This is a genomic window from Roseibium sp. SCP14 (assembly GCF_040329475.1).
Lineage (GTDB): Bacteria > Pseudomonadota > Alphaproteobacteria > Rhizobiales > Stappiaceae > Roseibium.
Window position 1 is genome coordinate 544,142 of record NZ_JBDZYH010000005.1, and the last position, 24,518, is coordinate 568,659.

Annotated in this window: 24 protein-coding genes and 1 pseudogene; 14 read left to right on the forward strand and 11 right to left on the reverse strand. The window is 58.3% G+C overall.

From position 1 onward, the window contains the following. Nucleotide 1: 1 nt before the first annotated feature. Genes ABLQ08_RS22600 through ABLQ08_RS22615 form a run of 4 tightly spaced genes read right to left on the reverse strand, consistent with a single transcriptional unit; the run spans nt 2 to nt 4,612 of the window. On the reverse strand, nt 2-1,939 hold the full coding sequence (locus ABLQ08_RS22600) for a nitric oxide reductase activation protein NorD (RefSeq protein WP_352946719.1): 1,938 nt from the start codon (nt 1,937-1,939) through the stop codon (nt 2-4). A gap of 10 nt (nt 1,940-1,949) precedes the next feature. Then, nucleotides 1,950-2,759, reverse strand: a complete 810-nt coding sequence (locus ABLQ08_RS22605) for a CbbQ/NirQ/NorQ/GpvN family protein (RefSeq protein ID WP_352946721.1) — start codon at nt 2,757-2,759, stop codon at nt 1,950-1,952. A 5-nt stretch (nt 2,760-2,764) separates the two neighbouring features. Further along, on the reverse strand, nt 2,765-4,135 hold the full coding sequence (locus ABLQ08_RS22610) for a cbb3-type cytochrome c oxidase subunit I (RefSeq protein ID WP_352946723.1): 1,371 nt from the start codon (nt 4,133-4,135) through the stop codon (nt 2,765-2,767). Nucleotides 4,136-4,159: 24 nt separating this feature from the next. Beyond that, nucleotides 4,160-4,612, reverse strand: a complete 453-nt coding sequence (locus tag ABLQ08_RS22615) for a c-type cytochrome (protein WP_352946726.1) — start codon at nt 4,610-4,612, stop codon at nt 4,160-4,162. Nucleotides 4,613-4,972: 360 nt separating this feature from the next. Here ABLQ08_RS22615 and ABLQ08_RS22620 point away from each other — a divergent pair, with 360 nt between their 5' ends. The 14 genes and pseudogenes from ABLQ08_RS22620 (at nt 4,973) to ABLQ08_RS22680 (ending at nt 17,193) form a co-directional block, all read left to right on the forward strand. Continuing rightward, nucleotides 4,973-6,649 carry a cytochrome D1 domain-containing protein gene (locus ABLQ08_RS22620; RefSeq protein WP_352946729.1) on the forward strand — a complete coding sequence of 559 codons (1,677 nt, stop codon included), beginning with the start codon at nt 4,973-4,975 and terminating at the stop codon, nt 6,647-6,649. A 251-nt stretch (nt 6,650-6,900) separates the two neighbouring features. Continuing rightward, nucleotides 6,901-7,392, forward strand: a pseudogene (locus tag ABLQ08_RS32660) (NapC/NirT family cytochrome c); the annotation flags it as partial. Nucleotides 7,393-7,500: 108 nt separating this feature from the next. After that, on the forward strand, nt 7,501-8,649 hold the full coding sequence (locus tag ABLQ08_RS32665) for an ethylbenzene dehydrogenase-related protein (protein ID WP_417714940.1): 1,149 nt from the start codon (nt 7,501-7,503) through the stop codon (nt 8,647-8,649). A gap of 64 nt (nt 8,650-8,713) precedes the next feature. Then, nucleotides 8,714-9,133 carry a cupredoxin domain-containing protein gene (locus ABLQ08_RS22630; RefSeq protein WP_352946734.1) on the forward strand — a complete coding sequence of 140 codons (420 nt, stop codon included), beginning with the start codon at nt 8,714-8,716 and terminating at the stop codon, nt 9,131-9,133. 211 nt (nt 9,134-9,344) lie between these two features. Further along, the gene (gene cobA / locus ABLQ08_RS22635) at nt 9,345-10,142 is read left to right on the forward strand and encodes a uroporphyrinogen-III C-methyltransferase (protein ID WP_352946737.1); all 798 of its coding nucleotides are present in this window, start codon (nt 9,345-9,347) and stop codon (nt 10,140-10,142) included. Next, nucleotides 10,135-10,440: a c-type cytochrome gene (locus ABLQ08_RS22640; protein ID WP_352946740.1), complete on the forward strand. Its 306-nt coding sequence runs from the start codon at nt 10,135-10,137 to the stop codon at nt 10,438-10,440. Before cobA ends, ABLQ08_RS22640 begins: the two co-directional genes overlap by 8 nt. Beyond that, on the forward strand, nt 10,437-11,585 hold the full coding sequence (locus ABLQ08_RS22645) for a cytochrome D1 domain-containing protein (protein ID WP_352946742.1): 1,149 nt from the start codon (nt 10,437-10,439) through the stop codon (nt 11,583-11,585). The genes ABLQ08_RS22640 and ABLQ08_RS22645 overlap by 4 nt, the downstream gene beginning before the upstream one ends. A gap of 3 nt (nt 11,586-11,588) precedes the next feature. Next, a complete protein-coding gene (locus tag ABLQ08_RS22650; RefSeq protein WP_352946745.1) occupies nt 11,589-12,578 on the forward strand; it encodes an AsnC family transcriptional regulator in 990 nt (329 codons plus the stop codon). Then, complete coding sequence (locus ABLQ08_RS22655) at nt 12,575-13,030, forward strand: Lrp/AsnC family transcriptional regulator (protein ID WP_352946748.1); 456 nt, start codon at nt 12,575-12,577, stop codon at nt 13,028-13,030. Before ABLQ08_RS22650 ends, ABLQ08_RS22655 begins: the two co-directional genes overlap by 4 nt. Continuing rightward, a complete protein-coding gene (locus ABLQ08_RS22660) occupies nt 13,027-13,515 on the forward strand; it encodes an Lrp/AsnC family transcriptional regulator (protein WP_352946750.1) in 489 nt (162 codons plus the stop codon). The genes ABLQ08_RS22655 and ABLQ08_RS22660 overlap by 4 nt, the downstream gene beginning before the upstream one ends. Before the next feature lie 2 nt (nt 13,516-13,517). Continuing rightward, nucleotides 13,518-14,738: a heme d1 biosynthesis radical SAM protein NirJ gene (gene nirJ, locus ABLQ08_RS22665; RefSeq protein ID WP_352946752.1), complete on the forward strand. Its 1,221-nt coding sequence runs from the start codon at nt 13,518-13,520 to the stop codon at nt 14,736-14,738. Beyond that, complete coding sequence (locus ABLQ08_RS22670) at nt 14,713-16,257, forward strand: cytochrome D1 domain-containing protein (RefSeq protein WP_352946754.1); 1,545 nt, start codon at nt 14,713-14,715, stop codon at nt 16,255-16,257. Before nirJ ends, ABLQ08_RS22670 begins: the two co-directional genes overlap by 26 nt. Next, nucleotides 16,214-16,957, forward strand: a complete 744-nt coding sequence (locus ABLQ08_RS22675) for a CbiX/SirB N-terminal domain-containing protein (protein WP_352946757.1) — start codon at nt 16,214-16,216, stop codon at nt 16,955-16,957. The genes ABLQ08_RS22670 and ABLQ08_RS22675 overlap by 44 nt, the downstream gene beginning before the upstream one ends. After that, nucleotides 16,954-17,193: a hypothetical protein gene (locus tag ABLQ08_RS22680; RefSeq protein ID WP_352946759.1), complete on the forward strand. Its 240-nt coding sequence runs from the start codon at nt 16,954-16,956 to the stop codon at nt 17,191-17,193. Before ABLQ08_RS22675 ends, ABLQ08_RS22680 begins: the two co-directional genes overlap by 4 nt. Nucleotides 17,194-17,241: 48 nt before the next feature. Here the strand turns inward: ABLQ08_RS22680 and ABLQ08_RS22685 are convergent, their stop codons facing one another. From ABLQ08_RS22685 to nosZ, 7 genes are all read right to left on the reverse strand, one after another. Further along, nucleotides 17,242-17,733: a putative quinol monooxygenase gene (locus tag ABLQ08_RS22685; RefSeq protein ID WP_352946761.1), complete on the reverse strand. Its 492-nt coding sequence runs from the start codon at nt 17,731-17,733 to the stop codon at nt 17,242-17,244. A gap of 238 nt (nt 17,734-17,971) precedes the next feature. Then, the gene (locus ABLQ08_RS22690; protein ID WP_352946763.1) at nt 17,972-19,015 is read right to left on the reverse strand and encodes an FAD:protein FMN transferase; all 1,044 of its coding nucleotides are present in this window, start codon (nt 19,013-19,015) and stop codon (nt 17,972-17,974) included. After that, the gene (locus tag ABLQ08_RS22695; RefSeq protein WP_352946765.1) at nt 19,012-19,563 is read right to left on the reverse strand and encodes a nitrous oxide reductase accessory protein NosL; all 552 of its coding nucleotides are present in this window, start codon (nt 19,561-19,563) and stop codon (nt 19,012-19,014) included. Before ABLQ08_RS22695 ends, ABLQ08_RS22690 begins: the two co-directional genes overlap by 4 nt. After that, nucleotides 19,560-20,390: an ABC transporter permease gene (locus ABLQ08_RS22700; RefSeq protein ID WP_352946767.1), complete on the reverse strand. Its 831-nt coding sequence runs from the start codon at nt 20,388-20,390 to the stop codon at nt 19,560-19,562. The genes ABLQ08_RS22695 and ABLQ08_RS22700 overlap by 4 nt, the downstream gene beginning before the upstream one ends. A gap of 3 nt (nt 20,391-20,393) precedes the next feature. Then, on the reverse strand, nt 20,394-21,299 hold the full coding sequence (locus tag ABLQ08_RS22705; protein ID WP_352946769.1) for an ABC transporter ATP-binding protein: 906 nt from the start codon (nt 21,297-21,299) through the stop codon (nt 20,394-20,396). Continuing rightward, on the reverse strand, nt 21,296-22,579 hold the full coding sequence (locus ABLQ08_RS22710) for a nitrous oxide reductase family maturation protein NosD (RefSeq protein WP_352946771.1): 1,284 nt from the start codon (nt 22,577-22,579) through the stop codon (nt 21,296-21,298). Before ABLQ08_RS22710 ends, ABLQ08_RS22705 begins: the two co-directional genes overlap by 4 nt. Nucleotides 22,580-22,582: 3 nt before the next feature. Beyond that, a complete protein-coding gene (nosZ, locus tag ABLQ08_RS22715) occupies nt 22,583-24,493 on the reverse strand; it encodes a TAT-dependent nitrous-oxide reductase (protein ID WP_352946774.1) in 1,911 nt (636 codons plus the stop codon). Nucleotides 24,494-24,518: the final 25 nt, after the last annotated feature.

Genomic DNA, 24,518 nt, shown 5'->3' on the forward strand with positions numbered 1-24,518 from the left:
ATTATCCTCCGACAAGCTGACGGTAAATCTGCGGCAGCGCCTGCGTGAGCTTGTCCGGATGCGGAATGACCGCAAATCCGCCCTGCCCGAACAGACGCGGGAACCAGGACTTTGCCGACTTGTCGATGGTCACGCCGAACACCGACTGACCGGCCCGGCGTGCTTCGCGCACCGCCATTCTCGTGTCTTCGATGCCATGGCGACCTTCATAGTGGTCAAGGTCGTTCGGCTTGCCGTCGGTGATCACGAGAAGAAGCTTCCGCTTGCGCGATTGCTCGGCCAACTCGGCGCTTGCATGGCGCATCGCTGCCCCGAGACGCGTGTAAAAACCGGGCTTCAAACCGCTGATCCTGTGCTCCACGGTTGCCGACATCGGTTCGTTGAAACGCTTGCAGCTCTGCAGATACACACGGTGACGCTTGAGGGACGAAAATGCGGTGATCGCGAAATCGTCGCCACACGCGTTCAAACCCCAGGCAAGTGCCGTCAAAGCCTCGCGCTCAATGTCGATAACAGCTCTTCCGGTCACCGCACTTTCCGTTGAACGGGATACGTCGAGCAGGATCGACACGGCAAGATCGCGTGCCTCGGGACGGGTCTGAAGCCAGATCCGTTCGTTTCCGACACCGCTCGCGATCCGCTCCACCTGCGAGCGGACGGCTGCGTCCATGTCCAGCGCGTCTCCTTCGAGATGTCCCCGAGTTGTCACGCGGCCGGGCCTCAGCGCCTCGAACTGCTTTTTAACCGCACGAATCCGCCGAGCAGCCGCCGGATCCTGGGCGACAATGTCCGCTTCGGGATCCGCGTCGGCGACACTTGTCAGAACACAGACATGATCCTTTAGGTACCGGCTCTTGCGCGCTTCCCACTCCGGATAGAGTGTTCGTCCGGAAAGACGCTCGCGATCGACATCTTCAGGCGCCAGATCGAGATGCAGTTTCAACCGTGTTGCCGGTGCCTTGGATATCTGACCCAGGCCGATCTCGTCCTGGTCTTCCGCCGCCTTCTTGGCATCGTCATTGTCATCGTCGTCAACACGGCGATTGAGGTTCAGGAACTCCGCCCAGCTCAGGATCGCTTCGAACTTGTGCAGAATCAGGCTGTCCTTGCGCTCCGCCTGATCGGACTTGCGCCTGCGGGCACGAACGGTCTTGCCGGACGTTTCCTCGCGCTCGCCGTCCGTTTCCCGTGTTTCCACACCGTCACCGGTGGAAAACACCACGTCACGGAACTGCGGCCAGAGGGCAACTGGCCGGAATGGCCGATATCCACGCGGCGCGCTCATGTCGTCGAACCGGCCGGCCTCCACCCTGGATTTCAGTTCCAGGACATCCGTGGAAAGTTCAGCCGTATCGCCAAGCATATGACGCACCAGGCGCTCGATACGTGCTTCAACGGCTGGCAGCGATGTTGTGGGCCTTTGACGGAGCATGCCGTCGCAAAGGGCCTCGTACAGATTTTGCAGCCCCGGTGCACCGGTCAACGTTCGTTCAACCAGGTCTTGAACGACCCGCAATGCCTGCAGGTCCGCGAGGAACGGATCTTCTTCGGCCTTGAACTCAGGAGCGTATGCGGCCATGGCCGTCAGCCAGACATAGAGCGCCGCATTGGCTTCCCTGATCGGGAACACGGCCAGGCTTGACGGCAGGCGCAGAACTTCACCATCAAAGCTGGCACGTGGAACGATCTCCGCTTCCGTACCGAGCCGCCTCAGAAAACTGAGGCGGTGGTTGGAGACTTCTTCGGAAACCGGACGGAGTTCCACACTGTGGTCTCCCCCCAGTCCCCTGAAGAGCACCGCAAGCCGCCCGCCGACCTCATCGAGGCCGACCGCGGCTCCATGATGCACCTCGGGTGCATCCAGGCGGCTTGCAAATGCGTGCCACAGTTTCCCGACCGTTTCTTCGGGTTCCCATGGCTCGATGTCGATCTTGCCCATCGGTCTGGCCTCACCCAAACACGGCCGTGACAAGATCTTGGAGCCCGCGTTTCACGTCTTCATCGTCGCTCAGCGGTTCGATCATTGCTGCGAGAACTGCCCGCTCAACGGACATTCCCTGAGCAATCAGAGTTGCGGCATAGACTACGAGGCGGGTTGAAACTCCTTCCTCGAGATCCTGGCCCTTGAGGGCCCGCAACTTGCCGGCAAGACGCACGAGAGTTTTGACACGCTCGCGGTCAAGGCCGCTTTCTTCTGCGACGACGTCGACTTCCAGATCAGGTGCGGGAAAATCGAATTCCAGTGATATGAAACGCTGACGGGTTGAGGGTTTCAGCGTCTTCAGGATGTTCTGGTAACCGGGGTTGTAGGAAGCCACCAGCATGAAGCCCGGGGCCGCGACCAGCTCTTCGCTCGTGCGGTCGATCGGCAGGGTTCTGCGGTCGTCCGTCAACGGGTGAAGAACGACGGTAACGTCCTTGCGCGCCTCGACAACTTCATCGAGGTAACAGATGGCGCCTTCCCTGACAGCCCGTGTCAATGGCCCGTCGACCCAGACCGTTTCCCCGCCTTTCAGAAGGTAACGCCCGATCAGATCGGCAGCCGACAAGTCATCGTGACAGGCGACGGTGTAGAGTTTGCGACCAAGCTTTGCTGCCATATGAGAGACAAAGCGGGTCTTGCCGCAACCGGTCGGTCCCTTCAGCAGGACCGGCAGACCGTTGCTGTGAGCCGCCTCGAAAACGGCGCACTCGTCGCTTTGGGGGAGGTAGAAAGGGGCGTCAGCCGCCCCTTTTGCCAAGGATACACTTCCTTCCATCGGAATTACTCCGCAGGTACTTCGGCAGCGTCACCGGATTCGATGACTTCGCGCCGGGGAACAGCCACTGAGTAGATGAACAGCAGGGCACCGAGCACAACTGCTACGCCCGAACCGAACCGCATCCAGTAGAACAGAGCCAGCTGGTCCTGTACGTCCATGAAGTAGTCGCCATTGACGCGTTGCAGGTGTGTCTGAACAGTGCCGGCAAAGGTCAGGACGAAGGTCATGAACGCCATGCCGCCGGACATCAGCCAGAAGGATGCCATGTTGAGAACCTGATTATAGGGATCGCGTCCCCGCAGGATCGGCATGGCGTAGCTGATGATGGCCAGGTTCAGCGATACATAGGCACCGAAGAAGGCCAGGTGGCCGTGAGCGGCAGTGATCTGCGTGCCGTGGGTGTAGAAGTTCACACCATGCAGCGTGTGCAGGAAGCCCCAGACGCCGGCACCGAAGAAGGCAAGTGTCGCGCAACCGAGTGACCAAAGCAGAGCGGCCTTGTTCGGATGGTCGCGGCGGCCTTTCCAGACCATGACGAAGGCGAAGGCCATCATTGCGAAGAACGGAATGACTTCCAGCGAAGAGAAGATCGAACCGATCCACTGCCAGTAACCAGGCGTACCGATCCAGTAGTAGTGGTGGCCGGTTCCCAGGATGCCGGAGAACAGAGCGGCGGCGACGATGACATAGAGCCATTTTTCGACGACTTCACGGTCAACACCGGTGAGTTTCAGCATCAGGTAGGCCAGGATGGAGGCCATGATCAGTTCCCAGACACCTTCAACCCAGAGGTGGACGATGTACCACCAGTACTGCTTGTCCAGTGCAAGGTTGCTCGGGTTGTAGAAGCTGAACAGGAACAGCAGCGCCAGACCCCACAGACCCAACAACAGGATGTTGGAGATCGCGGTCTTCTTACCCTTCAGCACCGTCATGGTGATGTTGTAGAGGAAGATCAGTGCAGCAACGACGATACCGGCCTTGACCCATTTGGGTTGTTCGATGAACTCGCGGCCTTCCTTGCCGAGCAGCCAGTTGCCTTCAAACAGGTTGAAGACGTAGGTGACGACCACGCCGAGCGTGCCGATGACCAGAATCGCAAGCTGCAGATACGCCAGCTTGGTCGAATGGATTTCCCGTTCGGTTTCTTCCGGAATCAGGAAGTAGGCAGCGCCGAAGAAGCCCAGCAGCAGCCAGACGATCAGACTGTTGGTGTGCAACATTCTGATGATGTTGAAGGGCAGAAGCTCAGAGAGAAAGTTCGGCTGGACATAAACCCAGCCCGCCAGCAATCCGCCCAGAACCTGGATGGCAAAAAGGCCCAGGGCGACGGCGAAATACGCCAGGGCGACTTTCTGTGATTCGTATTTCATTGTTCGTTCCTTTTCGCTTTCAGATCAGCCGGCGTCATTCGGCGGCCAGTCTTGGGCGTCGATCTTGTCGGTCCAGATCAGGAAGTTTGCGAGGTCGCGAATTTCCTTGTCCGTCAGGTTGAATTGAGGCATCTGCCGGCGGCCTTCGATGCCTGTGGGCATGGATTCCATCCAGGCCTTCAGTGTCTCGAAAGCAGCATCGGGATCGTCCAGGACGCCCCAACGCGTCATCACGTTGCCGACTTCAGGGGCGTAGTAGGCGCCCTCACCCAGAATCGTGTGACAGTTGATGCAAGCTTTGTCTTCCCAGACGTGCTTTCCGTTCGCGATGCTCTCATCAATGGCATCATGATTGGTCGATGTGCCCGTGATGTAGAAATGGCTATGCGCTGATAAGCCCAGGAAGATGATTATGAAGAACAGTGACCCGCCATAGAATATATTTCGGGCCATGCTTTTAGTCATGACTTCGCGCATTACGCGCTCCTTTCCGCCGTGTTGAATGTGGCGAAAGGGTGACAGGGTGGGCCGGCATTTCCTTAACCAAAGTCAAGCAATGCAATTCAACGCGGTTTGGATGCGTTCGAAGAATTTTTTTCAAACGATTTTGCAATCTGAAACGGCCGTTTTTGCCTGCGACAATCTTGAGCAGTCAATTTTCAGCGACACCTTTTTCGTGCCTTATTTCAGCCACTTAAAATCATTCCAAATTCATGCATATTTTAAAAACGCGTCTGATTTCAGTACCTTCCATGGATTCATCTTAACGAAAGTCAAGGAAGCAAATCGCCGAATGCACGAGGTTCGCGAGTGCCTCACCAGCATTTGGAGTTTGAAATGTCACATCCAAGAAAGAGAAAAGGGTCAGGCCACGCGTTAGCGGCCGGGCTCGCGCTGCTTTTAGGCAGCGTGACGGCGCCTGCCTTTGCAGAAGGTCCAACATTGAGCGAGGAGGCCTTTGAACGTTCCAAGCAGCTCTACTTCGAGCAATGCGCAGGCTGCCATGGTGTTCTTCGCAAGGGTGCGACCGGTAAAAACCTCGAGCCTCACTGGAAGAAGACCGCAGCTGACGGAACCGTCACCGAAGGCGGCACCCTGAAACTGGGTCAGGAACGGCTTGAGAAGATCATCGCCTGGGGTACCGAAGGCGGCATGAACAACTTCTCGGACATTCTGACCGAGCAGGAAATCAAGGACCTCTCCACCTACATCATGATGGAGCCGCCGAAACCGCCGGAAATGTCGCTGGCGCAGATGGAGGCAACTCGCAAGATCTATGTCGAGGAAAAGGACTACCCGACCGAGCCGCTTCATGGCCGGAACTGGGAGAACTTCTTCGTTGTCATCGAGCGTGACGTAGGGAAGGTTGCCATCATCGACGGCGACACCAAGGAAGTCCTGGCCCACATCCCGACCGGCTACGCCGTTCACGTGATCAAGGCCTCCGAGCACCACAAGCTGGATGAACCGGAAAATCCGGGCCGCTTCTGGTACACGATGGGCCGTGACGGCAAGATGACCAAGATCGACCTCTGGCAGACGCCGGACAAGATGCTGGTTTCGGAAGTCAAGATTGCCTATGACGCCCGCGATGTGGCGATCTCCGGTGATGGCAAGTACGTCATCGGTGGCGGTTACTGGCCTCCGCATTTTGCGATCGTCGACGCACAGACCATGGAACCGCTGAAGGTCGTTTCCACCCGCGGCATGAACGTGGACGGAGAATATGTGGAAGAAAGCCGCGTGGCTGCCATCTACACCACTCCGAACGAGCCGACCTGGCTGGTTGCAGTCAAGGAACTGGGTCAGATGTGGCAGGTCGACTACTCCGACCTGGACAACCTGCGCATCGACAAGATCGATTCCGCAAAGTTCCTGCATGACGGCTTCTTCGATCCGACGGGCCGCTACTTCCAGATCGCCGCGAACGCGTCGAACAAAATGGTTGTCGTCGATACCAAGGATCGCAAGCTCGAAGCCATGATCGACGTTGCAGCCCTGCCGCACCCCGGTCCTGGCGCCAACTGGAACGACCCGAACTGTGGTCCGGTAGCGGGCACGACTCACCTTGGCGTTGGTACCGTGACGGTCTGGGGTAATGACCCGGAAAATCGTGCCGACGATGCCTGGAAGGTCTGCTACGAAGTCGAAACCGATGGTGCCGGCCTCTTTATCCGGACGCACCCGAACTCGAAATACGTCTGGGCCGACCAGACCAAGCACCCAGAGCCTGAAATTCAGCAATCGGTGCAGGTCATCTCGAAAGAGACCGGTGAGATCGTGAAAACGATCCAGATCACTGAAGAGGAAGGCAACGCAGCCGTTCACTTCGAGTTCAACAAGGACGGTACCGAAGTCTGGGTTTCCAAGTGGAACCTGGCGGACTCCCTGGAGCCGAATGGCGAGATCGTCATCTTCGACGCCGAGACGCTGGAAGAAAAAGCACGGATCAAGGGCCTTTACGCTCCGACCGGCAAGTTCAACGTCTACAACCGTTCGAACCACGTCACCTAACGTGACTTAGCGACCCTTTGAAGGGCGGGCTGCTCGCCCGCCCTTCTTTTTTTTCCAGCGGGAACAGGACGGCGTCGGCTCTTGGGCAGCCGATACTCACAGGCGCTTTTGCGCAACCTGAATTCCGTTGGTTCGCGGCCCAACTGCGAAGGGTCGACCAAGAAAACCGAATACGGAGCCTGGACATGACCGAGAGCAGTCAGGGTGGAGACAAGAAGAAGCCGATCTGGCGCAGATATGTGCTGTGGGGCATGCCCATCGGGGCAGCCGCAGCAGTCTTTGTCGCCGGCATTGTCTTCTGGGGTGGTTTCAACACCGCTATGGAAGCCACCAACACCAAGGAGTTTTGCATCTCGTGCCACGAGATGCGTGATTTCGTTTATCAAGAATACACGGGCACAATTCACGACGTGAACCGTTCCGGCGTCGGAGCGACGTGCTCCGACTGTCACGTCCCGAAGGACTGGACACACAAGATCATCCGCAAGATCAAAGCCTCCAGAGAACTTTGGGGCAAGATGACGGGCTCAATTGCCACGAAAGAAAAGTTCGAGGCAAAACGCCTGCATTTGGCCATGAACGAATGGGAGCGCATGAAGGGCAACGATTCGCGCGAATGCCGCAACTGTCACGGTTTCGATTCGATGATGCCGGAGTTCCAGAAACCACGCGCGCGCCAGCAGCATTTGAATGCGATGGAAGCCGGCCAGACCTGTATCGACTGTCACAAGGGCATCGCCCACTCAGACCTTCGTGACCGCGCCGACCCCGACTACCTTGAAAAGCTTGAAACACCGAACCCGGCTTTCAAACGCGATGTTCCTGCGGAGTATCTGGCAAGCCTGAAGTTCATCACGGACAAGGAAGCTGAAGAGGAAGCTGCAAACAAAGCTGCCAAGAAAGCTGAACGCGAAGCCGTCCAGGCACAGATCGCTACCGCCGTGGAAGCAGCACGCGCTGAAGAACGGGCAAAGCTGGAAGGCGAAGCCGGCGAGGCAGCCGCAAGCGGCAGCGCTGGTGGCGGCAATTCAGGTGGCAATGTTGCGTCGAACATTGACTGGAACGCCGTTGCTCCGGTGGACATGACCTTGTTCTATCCGGGACAGGCCTCCTTCGAATGGGTGCAGAACGGCAAGACCCACGGTGGCGCACGTCCGCTCACCAAGGGTGGCGATGCCTGCACGACCTGCCATGCGAAGGAACTGGAGACGATCGGCAAAAAGATCGTCGCCGGTGGCGAGACCGAGCCGACTCCGATCCCCGGAAAACCTGGCACGATTGATGCGACCGTGCAGGCCGCACATGATGGTGAAACCCTTTATGTGAGACTTCAGTGGCCTGAAACTGCGCACAGCCCTGCTCCATTTGTCGAGGGTGGCAAAATGGATCCGGACAACCAGGTCAAGGTGGCCATGATGATCACCGGTACGGGTATCGAACTGGGTGAGCAGGTTGGCTGCTGGTCCTCCTGTCATGCCGACAATACCTACATGCCATTCGATCCGGGTGCGGAAGCTATTGCCGCCAATGCGGACGTGGCCGCTCAGCTTGAGGCGAAGGACACGATCACAAAGTACCTGACCGAAAGCCGCACCAAGGTTGAAGTCAAAGGCCGGAGAGGCAAGGCCCAGGGTGGCTGGGACAAGCTGAAGTCTGCCGAAGAGATCGACCAGCTCCTGGCTGAAGGGACTTATCTGGATCTGCTCAGGGTCTATGCCGACGGCACAGCGAGCAACGGCTATCTTCTGGACCGCAGGGTTGAGAATGGCGGCGAAATCTCCGCTGAAGCCAATCTGTCGGGTGGCATGTGGACCGTCGTCTTCTCACGGCCGCTCAACTCCGGTGCTCCCGGCGATGTTCCGCTTGAGCCGGGCAAGACCTACACGGTCGGATTTGCCATCCACGACGACTACGCGGCGGCACGTTTCCACCACGTGACACTGAACACCAGTCTGGCCCTGGATGACGAGACGGCGCAGATCGACGTCGTCAAGCAATAACCCGAATGGGGCGGCCGGATCCGATCTGGCCGCCCCATTTCCGTTCAAGCGAAGGAGATACCGCATGTGCTTTAAACCGTTCTGCCATTCCGCCGCGCTGCTTTCGCTCCTGGTCTTTGTTCCCGCAGCATCTGCAGATGAAAAAACCGAAGCGATCTGCGCCGAGGCCGAAGAGCGCTATGCCGACATGTTCGCGCATCCCTCCTCGGAAGAGGACGGCGTAACGGTCGTCAAAATGTACAAGTACAAGTTCTGTCCGCAGGCACTGACTGTCCCGGTAGGAACAACGGTTCGCTGGGTCAATGTCGACAAGCGCACCAGTCACACGGTGCACCTGAAAGAGACCGACACACCCGAATCCGACCGGCTTTTTCCGGAGGAGGATTTCGAATTCACGTTCCTGGTTCCCGGACCGCAAAATTATCTGTGCGGCCCTCACTGGGAAACGCAGAAGATGATCGGAATGGTGACTGTAACGCCTTGAGGCTCTTTTGAAAAAAGTCTGGAGGACTGCGGTAAACCATTGACTATTGTCAAGCCATTTCCGCCTGAAATGAGTGATCATGTTGCCATGATACGCAGCATCGCAAGCTCAGCCCCTTCAGTCCGATGTGCCCTCTTCGACAGGCCTCAATTGCAAGGGCGAGTTGCGAAAAACCAAGCATCCAAATTTCTCGGGAGAAGCGAGGTCACTCATGACTGGTAAAGTCTATCTCATCGGAGCCGGTCCAGGCGATGTCGAACTTCTGACCCTGCGTGCATTGCGCATGCTTCAAGCCGCAGATGCTGTCGTTTATGACCGGCTTGTTTCTCCCGAGATCCTGGCATTGGCTCCCGAGGGAGCCGAAAAGGTCTTTGTCGGAAAATCGCCGGACAACCACCCGGTTCCCCAGGAAAGAATCAACGAAATTCTGGCTGAACTTGCTCACAAGGGTCGGACCGTCGCGCGTCTCAAGGGCGGTGACCCGCTGATCTTCGGCCGTGGGTCGGAAGAAGCTGCTCACCTGATCTCGCAAGGGATTTCAGTCGAATACGCTCCCGGAATTACGGCCGCCCAAGGTGCTGCCGCTTCCAGCGGTGTCCCTTTGACCCATCGCGGTCTCGCGACTGGCGTGCGCTACGTGACCGGCCACAGGCAGGCCAACGGAACTCTCGATCTGGACTGGAAAAGCCTGGCCAGCGAAGAGACGACGCTCGTCGTTTACATGGGTGTTGCCAACATAGGCCAGATCGCCATGCGGCTGATTGCCGAAGGTCTGGACGAAACCACTCCGATCATGGCGATTGCCAATGCGACGACTCCTCGTGAAACCAGAATGTTCACACGGTTGAACCGGGTTGCGATGGATGTGCGCGATGCCGGCCTTAAAGCGCCGGTTCTGTTCGTGATCGGCCAGGTCGTGACCTTGTGTGCCGAGTGGCCGGAAACGGCAACGGACCTCGTCAGCGCAGCAGAAAGAGAACTGTCCTTCGGACAGCAGGCTCATGCGTAAGCTATTCGCCATCCTCTTCTTCCTGGCCACTCCCTCGCTGGCGGAAGAGGTCAGCGCACCCGACAAGCTGGTCAATCTTGTGCATCAGGATTGCGGCTCCTGTCACGGGCTGACGCTGAAGGGTGGGCTCGGACCGGACATCCGGCCCGAGTCCCTGTCTCACTACGATATCGAAACGCTTTCCACTGTTGTCCTCGACGGTGTTCCGGGCACAGCGATGCCGCCCTGGCGCCCGCTCATGAGTGAAGAGGATGCAAAGAAAATTGCCGAATATCTCTTGCAAGGAGACTTGAAATGAAGTGGCTCTCTGGCGCCGTTCTGGCAATGATGATCGCTGGCGGCGCGCAAGCTGAAAACATTGTCGCGACAGGAGATCTCGGGCTTGTGGTCGAACGGGCGACCGGTTCGCTGCTTCTGGTCGATCAGTCCGAACGGGCTGCGATTTCCCGTATCGACGGGCTGGGGGATCTTTCCCATGCCAGCCTTGTCTATTCGCCTGATCAGCGTTTCGCCTATGTCTTCGGGCGCGATGGCGGCCTCACCAAAGTCGATCTGGTGGAACAGAAGGTCGTTGACCGTGTCGTTCAGGCCGGCAACGCCATTGGCGGTGCGATTTCCGACGATGGCACCCTGGTGGCCGTGTCCAATTACGAGCCGGGCGGCGTGCGGATTTTCGATGCCGAAACGCTGGAAATGGTTGCGGACATTCCGACCGAATCCAAGACGATCGGCCTCGTCGACGCCCCCGGACGCCGCTTCGTGTTCACCCTTTGGGACGACGGCGAAACCTGGATCGCCGACCTTTCCTCAGGCACGGTCGACATCAAGAAGATCACCGAGATGGGGACCAACCCCTATGATGCGCTGATCACCGGCGACGGCCGGGTCTACATAACAGGCCTATTCGGCGAAGACGGCCTGACGGCACTCGACCTTTGGGACGAGGACCCAAAACCCATCCGGGTATTGCCGGAATATGGCCGTGGCCAGCAGGAACTGCCTGTCTACAAGATGCCCCACCTGGAAGGTTGGGCGCGCGCGGGACGCGAATTCGTGCTGCCGGCGGTCGGTCATCATCAGGTTTTGTGGGTGGACGAGACCACTCTCGCCGAAACCGGCCGCACCGACACTTACGGGCAACCTGTCTTTGCCATGGCACGGCCGGACGGTCGCCAGGTCTGGGTAAACTTCGCCCATCCGCTCAACGACACCATTCAGGTGATCGACACCCCGTCCAAGGAAGTGGTTCACGAATTCAAACCCGGCCCGGCCATCCTGCACATGGAGTTCACCCCACGGGGACACGAGGTCTGGGTCTCTGTCCGCGATGCCGGGAAGGTCATGATCTACGACACCCGCACATTTGAGAAACTCGGCGAAATCGACGCCGAAAGCCCGTCGGGAATTTTCTTCACTTCCCGGGCCCACAGAACGGGACTTTGAACAATGGAACGGATTTGCGATCCCATTGACATCAAGCTGCTGGATGATTGGCAGCGCGACTTTCCTCTGGTGGAACAACCGTTTGCGGAAATCGGAAAGAAGGTTGGCTGCGAGGAAGCAGAAGTCCTGTCCAGATTGGAAGCACTGAAGTCTTCAGGCCGGATCTCGAGGGTGGGGGCGACCTGCGCCCCAAACACGATTTCAGCCAGCACGCTCGCTGCATTGTCTGCCCCGACCGAAACCCTTGAATCCGTCGCCGAGATCGTCGGCCGGCAACCAGGGGTCAATCATTCCTATTTGCGGGAGAACCACTGGAACCTCTGGTTCGTCGCGACCGGTCCGGACCGGGCCCATGTCGACCGGACGCTCGACACCATTCGCAAGGAAACCGGCTTGAAGGTGCTCGATCTGCGCCTCGTCCGGCCGTTCAATGTCGATCTCGGTTTCCGGATGACGGATGACACGAAGACGGCGCCAGCCCCCCGGCCGGTTCACCTGGACCGCTTCCAGGACGGTGACAGGGATATTCTACAGGCGCTGACAACCGGCATGCCTTTGTGCGAGCGCCCCTTTTCCCGCATCGCGGAAGATCTGGGAAGGGATCCGGTTGAGGTTCTCTCGCGCATCAGCACCCTTGAAGGTGCAGGCATCATTTCCAGAATGGGCGTGATTGTACGTCACCGCGCACTTGGGTGGAGTTCCAATGCCATGGTCGTCTGGAATGTCCCACCGGAACAGATGGACGCCGCAGGTCCGGCGCTCGCCGCCCATCCAGGCGTTACCCTGTGTTACGAACGCCGTCCTGTCGATGGTCTGTGGCCCTACAGGCTCTATTGCATGATCCATGCAAAGAGCAGGGGCAAGGCTCTGGATACGCTCGAAAAGGCGGCCCACCTGCCCGAGCTTGCCGGGGTTCCCTATCAGGTCCTGTTCTCCAGCCGCTGTTTCAAGCAGACCGGAGCGATGATTGCGGACAGGAGTGTGGCGGCATGAGCGACACTCTCTCCAATCTCGATCGCCGGCTGATCAATCGCCTGCAGGACGACCTTCCTCTGACGTCACGCCCCTTCGCCGAAATTGCTGAGGAATTCGGCCTGGAGGAACAAGAAGTCGTCGACCGCACCAGGCGGCTCAGGGACGATGGTTTTCTGACCAGATTTGGACCGTTTTTCGACGCCGAAGCTCTTGGCGGAGCCTTTTGCCTGTGCGCTATGGCAGTACCTGAAGACCGGTTCGAGGAGGTCTTAACCAAAGTCAATGCTCATTCGGAAGTCGCGCATAATTATGAACGGGATCACAGGCTGAACATGTGGTTCGTGCTGGCGACCGAAAGCCAGAAAGACATTGCCGGTACTGCTGCAGTAATCGAGCAAGAGACCGGGCTTCAAGTTCTCCTGTTTCCGAAAGAACGCGAATTTTTCATCGGATTCCGGGTAAACGCATGACTTTGCATCCAAAAGACCGGGCAATCGTAGAGGCCACGCAGGCAGGTTTGCCATTGGTGCAGGCTCCTTACGAAGTTATCGCAGAAACGCTCAGTATGAGCGAAACGGAATTGCTGGAACGGCTTGCCCGTCTGAAAGAGCAAGGCGTCATTCGCCGGATCGGGGCAGCTCCCAATCACTATCGCCTTGGTCTCAGCTCGAACGGAATGACGGTCTGGGATGTCGATGATGACCTCGTCGATGAACTTGGTGAACGTGTCGGAGCGCTGCCCTTCGTCACCCATAGCTATCGTCGCCCGCGTGCCCTGCCCGACTGGCCCTACAACCTTTTTGCCATGGTGCATGGCGCTGACCGCGAAGAGGTTCACGCCAAACGCGCGGAAATTGCCGATCTGCTCGCAGATGCCTGCCGGGCAAGCGACATTCTGTTTTCCACGCGCATTTTGAAGAAAACCGGAATGCGTTTGCGCAGGAAGGAACGCTGACCATGTTTCGTCTGTCGGAATACATGCACCAGATCGCCAACCCGACGCCTGTGCGTACACGCCAGGCGACCGGACCGGTGAAACCGGTGGTAATCTGGAACCTGACACGGCGCTGTAATCTCAAATGCCGGCACTGCTATACGGTGTCCGCCAATGTGGATTTTCCGGGTGAGCTCACACATGAGCAGGCGATGTCGACACTTGAGGATCTGGGCACCTTCCGGATACCGGCCCTCATCCTGTCCGGTGGGGAACCTCTCGACCGGCATGACTTTTTCGAAATCGCGCCACGTGCCAGGCAACTTGTGCGCATGCTTGCGCTGTCGACCAACGGCACCAAACTGCACGGCGAAACCGTGGACCGCGTCGCGGAAATCGGGTTCGACTATGTCGGGATCTCGATCGACGGGATCGGCGCGACCAATGACTGGTTTCGTGGTGTCGAGGGGGCCTATGCCGATGCGCTACGCGGCGTGCGCGAATGCAAGGCCCGTGGCATCAAGGTGGGGCTGCGCTTCACTCTGACGGAAGGCAATCATACCCATCTACCGGATCTGCTTCGCCTGTGTGATGACGAAGGCGTCGACAAGTTTTACCTGTCCCATCTGGTTTACGCCGGACGCGGCGACAAGCACCGGGGCGAGGACGCCGAACACAAACGCACCCGCTGGGCGATGGACCTTCTGATGGAGCGAGCCTGGCAAGGCGTCAATGGCGAGCGAAACCTAGACATCGTCACAGGCAACAACGACGCGGACGCGGTTTATTTCCTGAACTGGATCCGACAGAAGTTCGGCGACGAAAAGGCCGATCATGTCCGCGCTCACCTGGCAGCCTGGGGCGGAAATTCCTCCGGTCTCGGCGTTGCCAATATCGACACGCTCGGTAATGTCCATCCCGATACCTACTGGTCCGACTACACGATCGGCAGTGTGAAATCCGATCTCTTCTCCGACCTTTGGACGGGCGCCGACCCGATGCTGGCGCAACTGCGCACCAGACCGCGGCCACTCAAGGGCCGCTGCGGTGCCTGTGCACTGAAGGACGTCTGCGGCGGCAATACCCGCATCAGGGCACTTCAGCTGACGGGCGACCCCTGGGCTGAAGATCCTGCCTGTTACCTGAGCGACAGTGAAATCGGTGTTGAAGACGGCGACTACGAGCGCCTTACCGTGACCCCATTCCGAGGAAAGAGCCATGACCCGGTTCATCGTTTCGCTTAGCGCCCAAACTCTGGCAATGGCCTTGATGGTTTCCGCACCATTGGCGGACCCGGTGCAGGATTATGCCGACAACTGCCAGGAATGCCACGGCGCCGAACGGCTGGGCGGATTGGGCCCTGCCTTGATCCCGCAAACGCTGGGACGCATGCGTGGCCCCAATCTCGTCTCGGTCATACGCGACGGCCGCGAAGCGACACAGATGCCCGCTTTCAGTGAAACCCTGTCAGAGCAACAAATCGAAGACCTGACCGCCTATCTGAAGCAACCTCTGGCCGACGTTCCGCCCTGGGGTGAGGCCGAGATCATGGCAAGCCGGGTGCTCAACGAAGAATACGCGCCTGCCGACAAACCGGTCTGGTCGTCCGATCCCATGAACATCACCCTGGTTGTCGAAACCGGTGACCATCACGTCAGCGTGCTCGACGGTGACACATTCGAAACGCTGGACCGTTTCGCGACCCCCTTCGCGGTTCACGGTGGTCCGAAATTCAGCCCCAACGGCCGCTACGTGTTCATCATGTCGCGCGACGGCTGGGTGCAGAAATACGATCTCTATTCCCTGCAGGAAGTCGGCCGCGTTCGCGCCGGACTGAACAGCCGCAACATTGCCATGAGCCATGACGGCAACTGGCTGGCCGTTGCCAACTACCTGCCGAATTCGCTGACGATCCTTTCGACGGAAGATCTGAGCGTTGCCAACGTTCGGGAAGTCAAGGGCAAGGACGGTACACCGAGCCGGATTTCGGCTGTCTATCAGGCGCCACCGCGCGAAAGCTTCGTGCTTGCCCTGAAGGATGTGCCCGAGATCTGGGAGGTCTTTTACGGCAAGAACCCGCCACATTACGGATTTGCCCATGACTGGCGGGTCGAGGGCCCTGCACCTAATACGACCCCCTTCCCGATCCGCAAGATCACCACACCCGACTATCTGGACGATTTCTTCTTCGATCAGAGCTACGAATACGTCATGGGAGCGTCCCGCAGCGGCGAGGGCGGGCAGGTCATCGACCTTGTGATCGGTCAGAAAATCGCGGACCTGGATCTGCCGGGCATGCCGCATCTTGGATCCGGCATCACCTGGAAATACGGTGACACCACAGTAATGGCAACGCCCCACCTGAAGGACGGGACGGTCTCGGTCATCGACATGAAGACCTGGAAAACGGTCAAGACGATCGACACGCTCGGGCCGGGCTTCTTCATGCGCAGCCACGAAAACTCGCCCTATGTCTGGGTCGACGTATTCTTCGGTCCGAACAAGGACGTCATGCATGTCATCGACAAGGAGAGCCTTGAGATCGTCAAGACCCTGCGCCCGGAAGAAGGGGCAACCGTCGCCCATGTCGAATTCACTCGCGATGGCCGCTATGCCCTGGTCTCCATCTGGGAAGACGATGGTGCAGTGATCGTCTACGACGCCAAAACACTGGAAGAAGTTCGCCGACTGCCGATGCGCAAACCCTCGGGAAAATACAATGTCTGGAACAAGATCACATTTTCGGAGGGGACCAGTCACTGAGGCGATTATCGTCTCGCACGGTCAGCCATCCAAGCCACAAGCCGGAGAGTACCAGGTACAGACGCTGGCAAGACAGGTCAGCCAGCTGCTGCCTTCCTGGTCCATCCGGTCCGCCACACTGGCAGCTCCCGGAGCGCTGGAAAAGGTCCTTGAACACTCCGAGGGCGAACCGCTCGTCTTTCCGCTCTTCATGGCAGAAGGATGGTTCACGAAGAAGGCGCTTCCGGACCGGCTCGGCGATGCCAATTGCCGGCAATTGTCTCCACTGGGCACGCATCCCGAACTGCCGCGTTCGGCGGCCCGGTTGCTGCGCAGAGCGGCGGAGCGCCGCGGATGGTCGCTTGAGGATTGCGATGTGCTGATTGCCGCGCATGGATCGCCGACCGGCACAACGGCGGCCAAAAGCTGCCATCACTTTGCGTCCGCCCTGAGGGATCTGTTGCCGGTCAGAGAAGTCCGTCGAGGTTTTCTGGAACAGGATCCGCATCTTTCGGAAGTGGCTGAGCAAAGAGGACCCAAGACGCTGGCTCTGCCGTTCTTTGCAACGCCAGGAGGTCATGTGACTGAAGACGTTCCCCAGGCGCTGGACGCAGCCGACTTCAAGGGAGTTCGCCTGCCCTGCATCGGTCAGGCCTGGTTCATTCCGGACCTTATCGCCCACTCATTGAAATGCGCGGCAATTCGGAGCATGGCTGCATGACACAGATAGAAGAATCCTGGTCCGTCAAGAAGCTGGCAATTGTGCTTTATCCGTTCACTGCGGGTGCAGTCGCGATCAACCTTTTCCTGCTTGGTCTGATCGGCATCGCTCTCGGCTTTCCGGCAATCCCACCGGTCACGGCCATCTGGCTCAGCATTCCACTCGGCGTCCCGGCGACGTGGTGGGCAGCCAAATGGGTGCGCGGGCTGATGGACGAGGCGGAAGGAAAAAGGTGAGTTGAGGGATAGCACGTTCCCTCAATCTCCAAGGTTCCCGTTTTTCAGCTAACGTACGAAACCGCCCGCTGGCTTCATGTAGATCGGCTTTGCCCCTTCGATTGCCTCTTTCAGTGCCGAATCCGGGTCACCGAACACGACCATGCCTGTCGGCGTGACCAGTTCCATCAAGGGCCCGGCAAAATTGGCGTTGAATGACGACAGATGGGAAAGAGCCGCGTCTGAATCGAGGTAATGTTCGTGGACCTGGGCATGTGTGCCGTCATCACTGATCGACCATTCATAACCGAGCGTACCGGGTTCAGATGACTTGGCTTGATCGGTCATCTTGTCGATCAGCGCCTTCAGCTTATCTTGCGCCCCTTCTTTCACCGTCACTGAAAAGACCCAAGAGATATCTGAACCACTCATACCATCGCCTTTCTGTGCTTTTTCCGTACCGCTCTCCGCATAGACTGCCTGCCCCAGAGCCAGACATGCCGTCAGGCCGACGCAAATTGCGCGGAAAAATGCACGCCGTGGATAATTCAAACGCATCATGGCAACCTCAAAACCTGAAATTGCAACATTAGCAGTGTTTGCGCGTAGTCCCAAATGCAGTGCAATCGGCCGCTCCGGCCAGTGGCACGCCAGGTTTCAATCTTAACGTTAAAATTAGGAAATCGTTTACTAACGCTGCGTCATGGTGTTTCTGAAACGTGTTGCCAAGCAGCGATTTTAAAAACCCCAGGAGCCGCCCGGGAAACGGCTCTTGGGGTAAGTTTTTTCAAGACGGCAATCAGCTGCCTTGCTTGTTGATCCAGCCCGACGCGCCATCCTTGCGCACGACAAATGCCTTCGCCTCGGGAACATGCGCCAAAGCTGCCGACAGAACCTGTTCGCCGCATACAAGAGCTGCGGTAGACAGACCATCGGCATAAGCTGCCGTTCGCGCGATGACACTGGCTGCCGTCAGATCCGTTTCGACGGGAAGTCCCGTCCGCGGATCGAGAATATGGGACGATTTGCCAGCCTGGTCGAATGTCGTTCCCGTTCTGGCTGAGCTGGCAACCGCCGCATCGGCTATCTTCACCTCAACGGCCGCGTCCGTTGTCTGCGGATCGGGACGAAGCGTGATGGGCCACCCTCTTCCGGAAGGTGTCTTTGAACGTGCCGCGTCTCCGGTTGCAGAGATTTCACCCATGTCGACAACCATGTCGGTACAGCCTCTTGCCCCCAGAAGGGCAGCGACCCGGTCGGTGATATAGCCCTGCGCGATACCGTTCAGTGTCAAGGCCATGTCCTTGCGCCGGAACTCAACGAGACCCGGTTCGACGGTGACATATCCGAAGCCAGTGCGCTCCAGAACCTGTTCCAGTTCACTCGTCCGTGCTCCCCTGCCGTCAGTTGCAAGGCCACGAGATGCCCTGTCTGCGTAGTAAGCCCAGAGAGGCTGAACGGTCGGGTCGAAGGCTCCTTCCGTCACCGCATGTATCCGGCGAGAAAGAGCCAGGAGATTGACCATGTCGAGCGACGGAGCTTCCAGATGTCCGTCTCGGTTCAGCCGAGTGAGTTCGCTGGTCTCGCTGTAAAGACTGAAAACAGCCTCCAGGCGACGGATTTCAGCTTCGACAAGCCGGAACAGTTCCTGCGCCTTTGCCTTGTCTTCGTGGAGAAGGTTGATTTCCGCTTTTGCGCCCAGAGCAATTCCGCGCCAGCGGTGGAGTACCGGACGGGCCTGCGCAAGACCTGATGTCAGGGTCAGCCCAGCTGCGGCTGCAGCGCAGATCTTCACAAAGCGCCTACGGTTCAAGGTCGATTTGGTTTCCGGACCCCGGTTCATTGCTTTACTCCAACCGTATCGTTGTCCGCGTTCAATTGTGAGGCAGAAGACAACTCGACCGGTGCCAGAACATAGTCGGCCGGGATGTCCGCAAAGCGCAGGACACTGCCGCCGTTTTCCTCGGCGAATGCATTGGCGCCGGCTTCGGTTCCGAACGGAATCGCTTCAGGCGCTCCCATGCCGCCAACCTGTGTGCTGCCGATAACAAACCAGGCAACGTCCACGTCGATCCAGTTTTCCGATCCCGGATCATCCCAACTCGCCGCCTTGTCCATATCGTTGACATAGATGGCCGCGATGTTCTTGGGCTCTTCGGGATTGTGCTTGAAGGCAACCGCGTCCCGCACCTGCGTGAACCAGAACGGGAACGGGTTTCCGGTCAGATGAATCTGTGCCTTGGGCCCTGTGTGTTCCAGAACCGTCATCTGGCAATAGAAGCCGGCGGATTCCGGTGTAAGCGCCGTCGGATCGGGTTTCGCGATCTGAACCTCTTCCTGACAAGCGGTCAGAAGGCCAAGAGCGAGAAGGACAATCACACTGCGTTTCATGGCGTAATTTTCCGGATAAGCAAGGTGGAAAGACCAAGGGCCATGCCGGCGAAGACCAACAGGGAAACCAGGGCCAGAACAGGATCGAATGGCAGGGTTTCGGCGACACCCGCCATGCCGCCGACAAGGTCGCTGGCACCGAGAGCCGCGAGATTGAACAGGCGGAAAGCATCGGCCGGGTTCAACAGAACCGCATAGGGGAACACCTTGGACGCAAAGACGCCGCTCGGATTGGCGACCAGCGCACCCAGCAGCGCCAGATCGTAAAGAACAACCATGATGAGCCAGGCCGCGATTGCGGCAGCCGCCGCAGTACCCGATTGACGGGTCAGGGAACTGAGCACATAGCCGATCGCCAGAAAGCAGACCCCGAGCAGCACCGAGGTTGCGATCAACCGGGAGAAGTCTATCAGGCCGGTCAGCGACCCGGCACCACTGGCAACCAGCAATCCCGCTGTCAGTCCGTAACCGATAACAAGAGCAAAGGTCAGAACCAGTGTATGGCCTATTGCCTTGCCGATGAGGAACTCGGGTCGCGAAATGGGACAGGAAAAGGTCATCAGCAGCGTGCCGCGCTCAACCTCACCGCAAACTGCATCGAATGCGAGAAGGAGGGCGATGAGCGGCACCAGGTAGACCGAAAGGCTTGCCAGCGAGGCGACGGTGATTGTCAACCGGTCGACACCGAGCGTTCCGGCCGGAGCGGAACCCAGCAAAGCAAGTGCCAGCGAAAAAACGGCGAGAATGACCGTCGCCAGCAGGATCCACCTGTTGCGGATACCGATCCGGATCTCCTGCGCGGCGATGGTCAAGATACGGGAGAACATGGCTCAAGCCTCCTTTTGTGCCGCGTTGGAGAAATGCCGGTAGACGTCGTCCAGGCTCGGCGCATGCACGTCGACATCCTCGACCAGATTGCCCAGAGCGCTGATGGCCGACAGGGCTTTGACTTTTTCTTCGATATCGCAGTCGAGCTCGACAGACCGGCCATTCATCCGGCCAGCACCCAGATGTTCGGCAACTTCCTTGACCGCATCCGGTTTGGTCCAAACCTTCAGCTTGATCGGCAGGCCAGCCTGTGCCCTGAGTTCACTCAAAATGTCATCGGCAACAAGTTTACCCCTGGACATGATCAGGATCCGGTCAGTCCGCGCTTCAAGCTCGGTGAGTGCGTGGGAAGAAAGCAGAACCGTTGCACCTTTTTCAGCGATTTCACCGATCAGCTCATAGACATTTTGCCGGGAAATCGGATCGAGACCCGTTGTCGGTTCATCCAGCAGCACCAGGCGGGGGTTTCCGATCAGAGACTGGGCCAAACCAAGGCGCTGGCGCATCCCCTTGGAATAGGTGCCAACGCGCCTTCTAGCAGCTTCTGCCAGGCCAACTCTTTCCAGCAGCGGCATGGCAACTGCCGGCTTTTGTCCTTTCAGCCGGGCGTAGAATTTCAGAACCTCTTCGCCGGTAAGCGCTGCCGGAAAAGCCACTGACTCGGGCAGATAGGCGGTCGCCGTACGGGCAGCGTTGCTTCCGGGCGCAGCATTCAGGACAGAAATGTCGCCGCCGTCGCGCTTCAGAAAGCCGAGGATCATCTTGAAGAGCGTGGTCTTGCCGGCGCCATTATGACCCAGGAGCGCAACACGCTCTCCCGGTTCCAGGGCGAAGGAAACCTGATCAACAGCCGTGTGGCTGGAAAAATGTTTGCTGACGGATTGAACAGCAAGCGTGGAATTCGTCATCCTTGAACTCCAGAATTTGGCATGGGCCGAACCGGCGGATGCATAAGAGGGGCGTTGTCGACGATCCCGCCCGGCAACAAGGCCGGAAACTGGGATTGGGTCCAGCGCAGCAGCTGTACAGCCGGACTGCCGACAAGAAGTTTCGCAGAAGGTTGGGTCCATAGGACCTGATCAACGAGATCGTTGGGCCGGTAGGCCGTATCGGCAAGGCCATCGCCATTCATGTCAAAGGCAGCGTGGTCGCTCCAGAAATTGCCGCGACCTTCCGTGCTCCAGTCAAGAAGGCGACTGCCGACATATTTGACCTGGGTCTTGTTGCGGATGAAAGCGTTGCCCTGGAAACGGTTGTTGGCGGAACCGGCAGTGAAGTGAACGCCTATCGGACAGCCCTCGAACCGGTTGTCTTCAACCGTGTTCTTGTTGGCGTTGTACATGAACAGGCATTTTTCGCCGCCGCCGGAAACCCGGTTGCCCGTGATCTTTGCGCGGTTGGCATAGTTCAGCATGAGGCCATGGTTCCGGTCGCCGATGGAGACGTTGTCTCTCACCTTGAGACGGTCGGAAAACATCAGGGCATAACCGATGTCGTTGCCTTCCGAGACATTGCCTTCGACCACACCACCATTGCCGTGCATGTAGTGGACCGCGAAGCGCAGGTCTTCAAACCGGTTGTTGCGGAACGTATCCTTGGGACTGGTGTTGACGAAGACGCCGTCACGGCCATAGCGGATCGTGTTGAATTCCGCCAGCAGACCAGGAGCGTTCCAGACATAGATGCCGTTGCCGCGCTCATTCATGCGCAGGTCCTGCCGGCCTTCGATCAGATTGTTCGATACCAGGGCATCGCGTGCGCCATGCACATCGACGCCGGTCAGATTGTTCAAAATCCGGTTGTCGCGAACGACTGCACGATGAGCGGTCTTGGTCAGTTTGACGCCTGCGTCCAGAGTTTCATGAGACAGGCCGGAACCCGTCAAAATGAGACCTCGGACTTCGGCATCCGTGGCCGTAACCGTTACGACACTGCCTTCACCTGTACCAACAATCCTGGCTTTTCCGGCACCATCCAGGACGAGGCTCTTGTCGACCAGAGCAGGTCCGGCGTGATCACCTGGAGCAAGCCGGAGAACATCCCCGGCCTGCGCTCTTTCAAGAGTGTCCTGCAGGGCGCCCTGCTCTGCCGGGACAGACCATTCCTTGGCAGACAACGGTGCGCACACCGCCAGAGCTGCCGCCAGAACGACCAGGCGACCCGTGAGTTTTTGCAGGGCGCAATGCATGGATCAGGCTCCTCTTGGCTCAACGAGCATGCGGCCGCGCATTTCCATGTGGAGTGCGTGGCAGAACCACTGGCAGTAGAACCAGTGCACACCCGGCCGCTCGGCGATGAATGTCACGGACGCAGTCGCCTGCGGACCGACTTCCATAGCAACACCATAGTTCGCCAGGCAGAAGCCATGAGTTAGATCATCGATGTCATCAATATTTGTGACATAGATCGTAACTTCGTCGCCCTGTTTCACCGTGAACTTCTCAAGGCTGAAGGTCGGCGCGACGGAGTGCATGTAGACGCGAACCTTGTTGCCGTCACGGATGACGTCGGCGGCGTCTTCCAGATCAACGCCATCTGCTTTCGCCTGCTCAACCGCATCGGCGAAGCTCGGATCGTTCCGATCCCAGACGATTGCCGGATTCACCTTGGAGCGGTGAACGATAATGCTGTCATGCGGCTCGGCGAAGGTCGGGCCGTCATGGACAACCTTCATATCGTCGCCGGAAATGTCGATGAGCTGCTCGTTCTCCGGCTTCAGCGGACCAACGTTCAAGAACCGGTCCTTGGAGAACTTGTTCATCGAAATCAGCCACTTGCCGTCTGCTTCCGCGGTTTCACCCATGGAAGTAGAGTTGTGGCCCGGCTGGTAGTGCACATCGACCTTGGAGATGATCGGATCGACTTCTTCACCGGCATAGGCGCGGATGGCCTTGTCGATGTTCCATTTTGCCACCTGGCTATCCAGGAACAGCGTGGTGAAGGCATTGCCCTGACCATCGAAGGCGGTGTGAAGAGGACCAAGACCCAGCTGCGGCTCACCGACAACTGCGGATCTCGGATCGACGTTGTCGCTGAACAGGGTGTCCACCTTGGTCACGTCAATGATGGAAACCGTCGGGGACAGCTTGCCGTTGATGACGATGTGCTTCTTGTCCGGAGCCGCGTTACAGCCGTGCGGGCTGTTCGGGATCGGGATGTAGCGGGTGAACTGGGAGTTGGCTTCCTTGCGGCCGTCGACGACCGGAACACCGTTGAGTTCCTGGTAATTGCCGGCTGCGACAGCTTCTTCGATGGCCTTGATGTTGAAGACCACGCAGTGATCCAGCTCGCTCTCGGTCATTTCGGCAAGGTTCATGCCCATTTCCGAGTTGTAGCTGGTGGCAAAAGCATATTTGCCCTGGTAGTCGGCATCGCAGTTGTCCAGGTTACCGGTCACGATAACCTGCCAGGCTACCTTCATTTCATCGCCGTCAATGGCGGTGAAGATGCAGGAGTACTTGTCCGGCTCATCCAGGATGGTGCCGTCATTGACCAGCGGCGCTTCGTGTTCACCGTTGGCAAAGATGTAGCCGGTACGCGGATACTTCTGCGGCCGCATGCCGTGAATGTCGTGCGCGTTCGGGATCTCGATGATCTTGTCGCACTTCATCGTGGTGCAGTTGATGCGGGCAACGCGTGTGTTCGCCTTGTCGTTGGCGAAGATGTAGCGGCCGTCATACGTGCCGTCGGTGAAGGACATGTGCGGGTGGTGAAGGTCGCCATTGTCGTAGGTAACCTTGCCCTGAGCCGCCAGGAATGCCTTGGTTTCCGGCAACAGGCCTTCGGTCAGGATCTTCAGCGATTCGTTGGTCTGTCCCCAGCCGGTAGCCGAGCAGCGGTTGAACACCGGCACGCGCATCAGTTCGCGCATCGACGGAACGCCGAGAATGCGAAGCTCGCCTGCCTGGCCTGACGACCAGAAGCCGTAATATTCGTCGAGCTCGCCAGGCGCCATCTCGAACTTCTGCCCGCCTTCAGCCGCGAGCGCGGAATTGGCGCCGCTGACAGCGACAGCCCCCATGCCCGCAACGACTGCAGTCTTGGCAGTGCCGCCTAACAGGTCCCTTCGGGACATGCCCCAATGTTGTTCTTTATCCTTCATGGCTGATCTCCTTATTTGCCGTTTG

Coding starts and splice junctions, on each gene's coding strand:
- ABLQ08_RS22675 (WP_352946757.1), top strand. CDS start 16,214: ATGTCTGGAACAAGATCACATTTTCGGAGGGGACCAGTCACTGAGGCG.
- ABLQ08_RS22670 (WP_352946754.1), top strand. CDS start 14,713: ATGACCCGGTTCATCGTTTCGCTTAGCGCCCAAACTCTGGCAATGGCC.
- ABLQ08_RS22690 (WP_352946763.1), bottom strand. CDS start 19,015: ATGAACCGGGGTCCGGAAACCAAATCGACCTTGAACCGTAGGCGCTTT.
- ABLQ08_RS22705 (WP_352946769.1), bottom strand. CDS start 21,299: ATGACGAATTCCACGCTTGCTGTTCAATCCGTCAGCAAACATTTTTCC.
- ABLQ08_RS22700 (WP_352946767.1), bottom strand. CDS start 20,390: ATGTTCTCCCGTATCTTGACCATCGCCGCGCAGGAGATCCGGATCGGT.
- ABLQ08_RS22660 (WP_352946750.1), top strand. CDS start 13,027: ATGACTTTGCATCCAAAAGACCGGGCAATCGTAGAGGCCACGCAGGCA.
- ABLQ08_RS22655 (WP_352946748.1), top strand. CDS start 12,575: ATGAGCGACACTCTCTCCAATCTCGATCGCCGGCTGATCAATCGCCTG.
- ABLQ08_RS22695 (WP_352946765.1), bottom strand. CDS start 19,563: ATGAAACGCAGTGTGATTGTCCTTCTCGCTCTTGGCCTTCTGACCGCT.
- ABLQ08_RS22640 (WP_352946740.1), top strand. CDS start 10,135: ATGCGTAAGCTATTCGCCATCCTCTTCTTCCTGGCCACTCCCTCGCTG.
- ABLQ08_RS22710 (WP_352946771.1), bottom strand. CDS start 22,579: ATGCATTGCGCCCTGCAAAAACTCACGGGTCGCCTGGTCGTTCTGGCG.
- ABLQ08_RS22680 (WP_352946759.1), top strand. CDS start 16,954: ATGACACAGATAGAAGAATCCTGGTCCGTCAAGAAGCTGGCAATTGTG.
- ABLQ08_RS22620 (WP_352946729.1), top strand. CDS start 4,973: ATGTCACATCCAAGAAAGAGAAAAGGGTCAGGCCACGCGTTAGCGGCC.
- nirJ (WP_352946752.1), top strand. CDS start 13,518: ATGTTTCGTCTGTCGGAATACATGCACCAGATCGCCAACCCGACGCCT.
- nosZ (WP_352946774.1), bottom strand. CDS start 24,493: ATGAAGGATAAAGAACAACATTGGGGCATGTCCCGAAGGGACCTGTTA.
- ABLQ08_RS22630 (WP_352946734.1), top strand. CDS start 8,714: ATGTGCTTTAAACCGTTCTGCCATTCCGCCGCGCTGCTTTCGCTCCTG.
- ABLQ08_RS22610 (WP_352946723.1), bottom strand. CDS start 4,135: ATGAAATACGAATCACAGAAAGTCGCCCTGGCGTATTTCGCCGTCGCC.
- ABLQ08_RS22600 (WP_352946719.1), bottom strand. CDS start 1,939: ATGGGCAAGATCGACATCGAGCCATGGGAACCCGAAGAAACGGTCGGG.
- ABLQ08_RS22605 (WP_352946721.1), bottom strand. CDS start 2,759: ATGGAAGGAAGTGTATCCTTGGCAAAAGGGGCGGCTGACGCCCCTTTC.
- ABLQ08_RS22650 (WP_352946745.1), top strand. CDS start 11,589: ATGGAACGGATTTGCGATCCCATTGACATCAAGCTGCTGGATGATTGG.
- ABLQ08_RS22645 (WP_352946742.1), top strand. CDS start 10,437: ATGAAGTGGCTCTCTGGCGCCGTTCTGGCAATGATGATCGCTGGCGGC.
- ABLQ08_RS22615 (WP_352946726.1), bottom strand. CDS start 4,612: ATGCGCGAAGTCATGACTAAAAGCATGGCCCGAAATATATTCTATGGC.
- ABLQ08_RS22685 (WP_352946761.1), bottom strand. CDS start 17,733: ATGATGCGTTTGAATTATCCACGGCGTGCATTTTTCCGCGCAATTTGC.
- cobA (WP_352946737.1), top strand. CDS start 9,345: ATGACTGGTAAAGTCTATCTCATCGGAGCCGGTCCAGGCGATGTCGAA.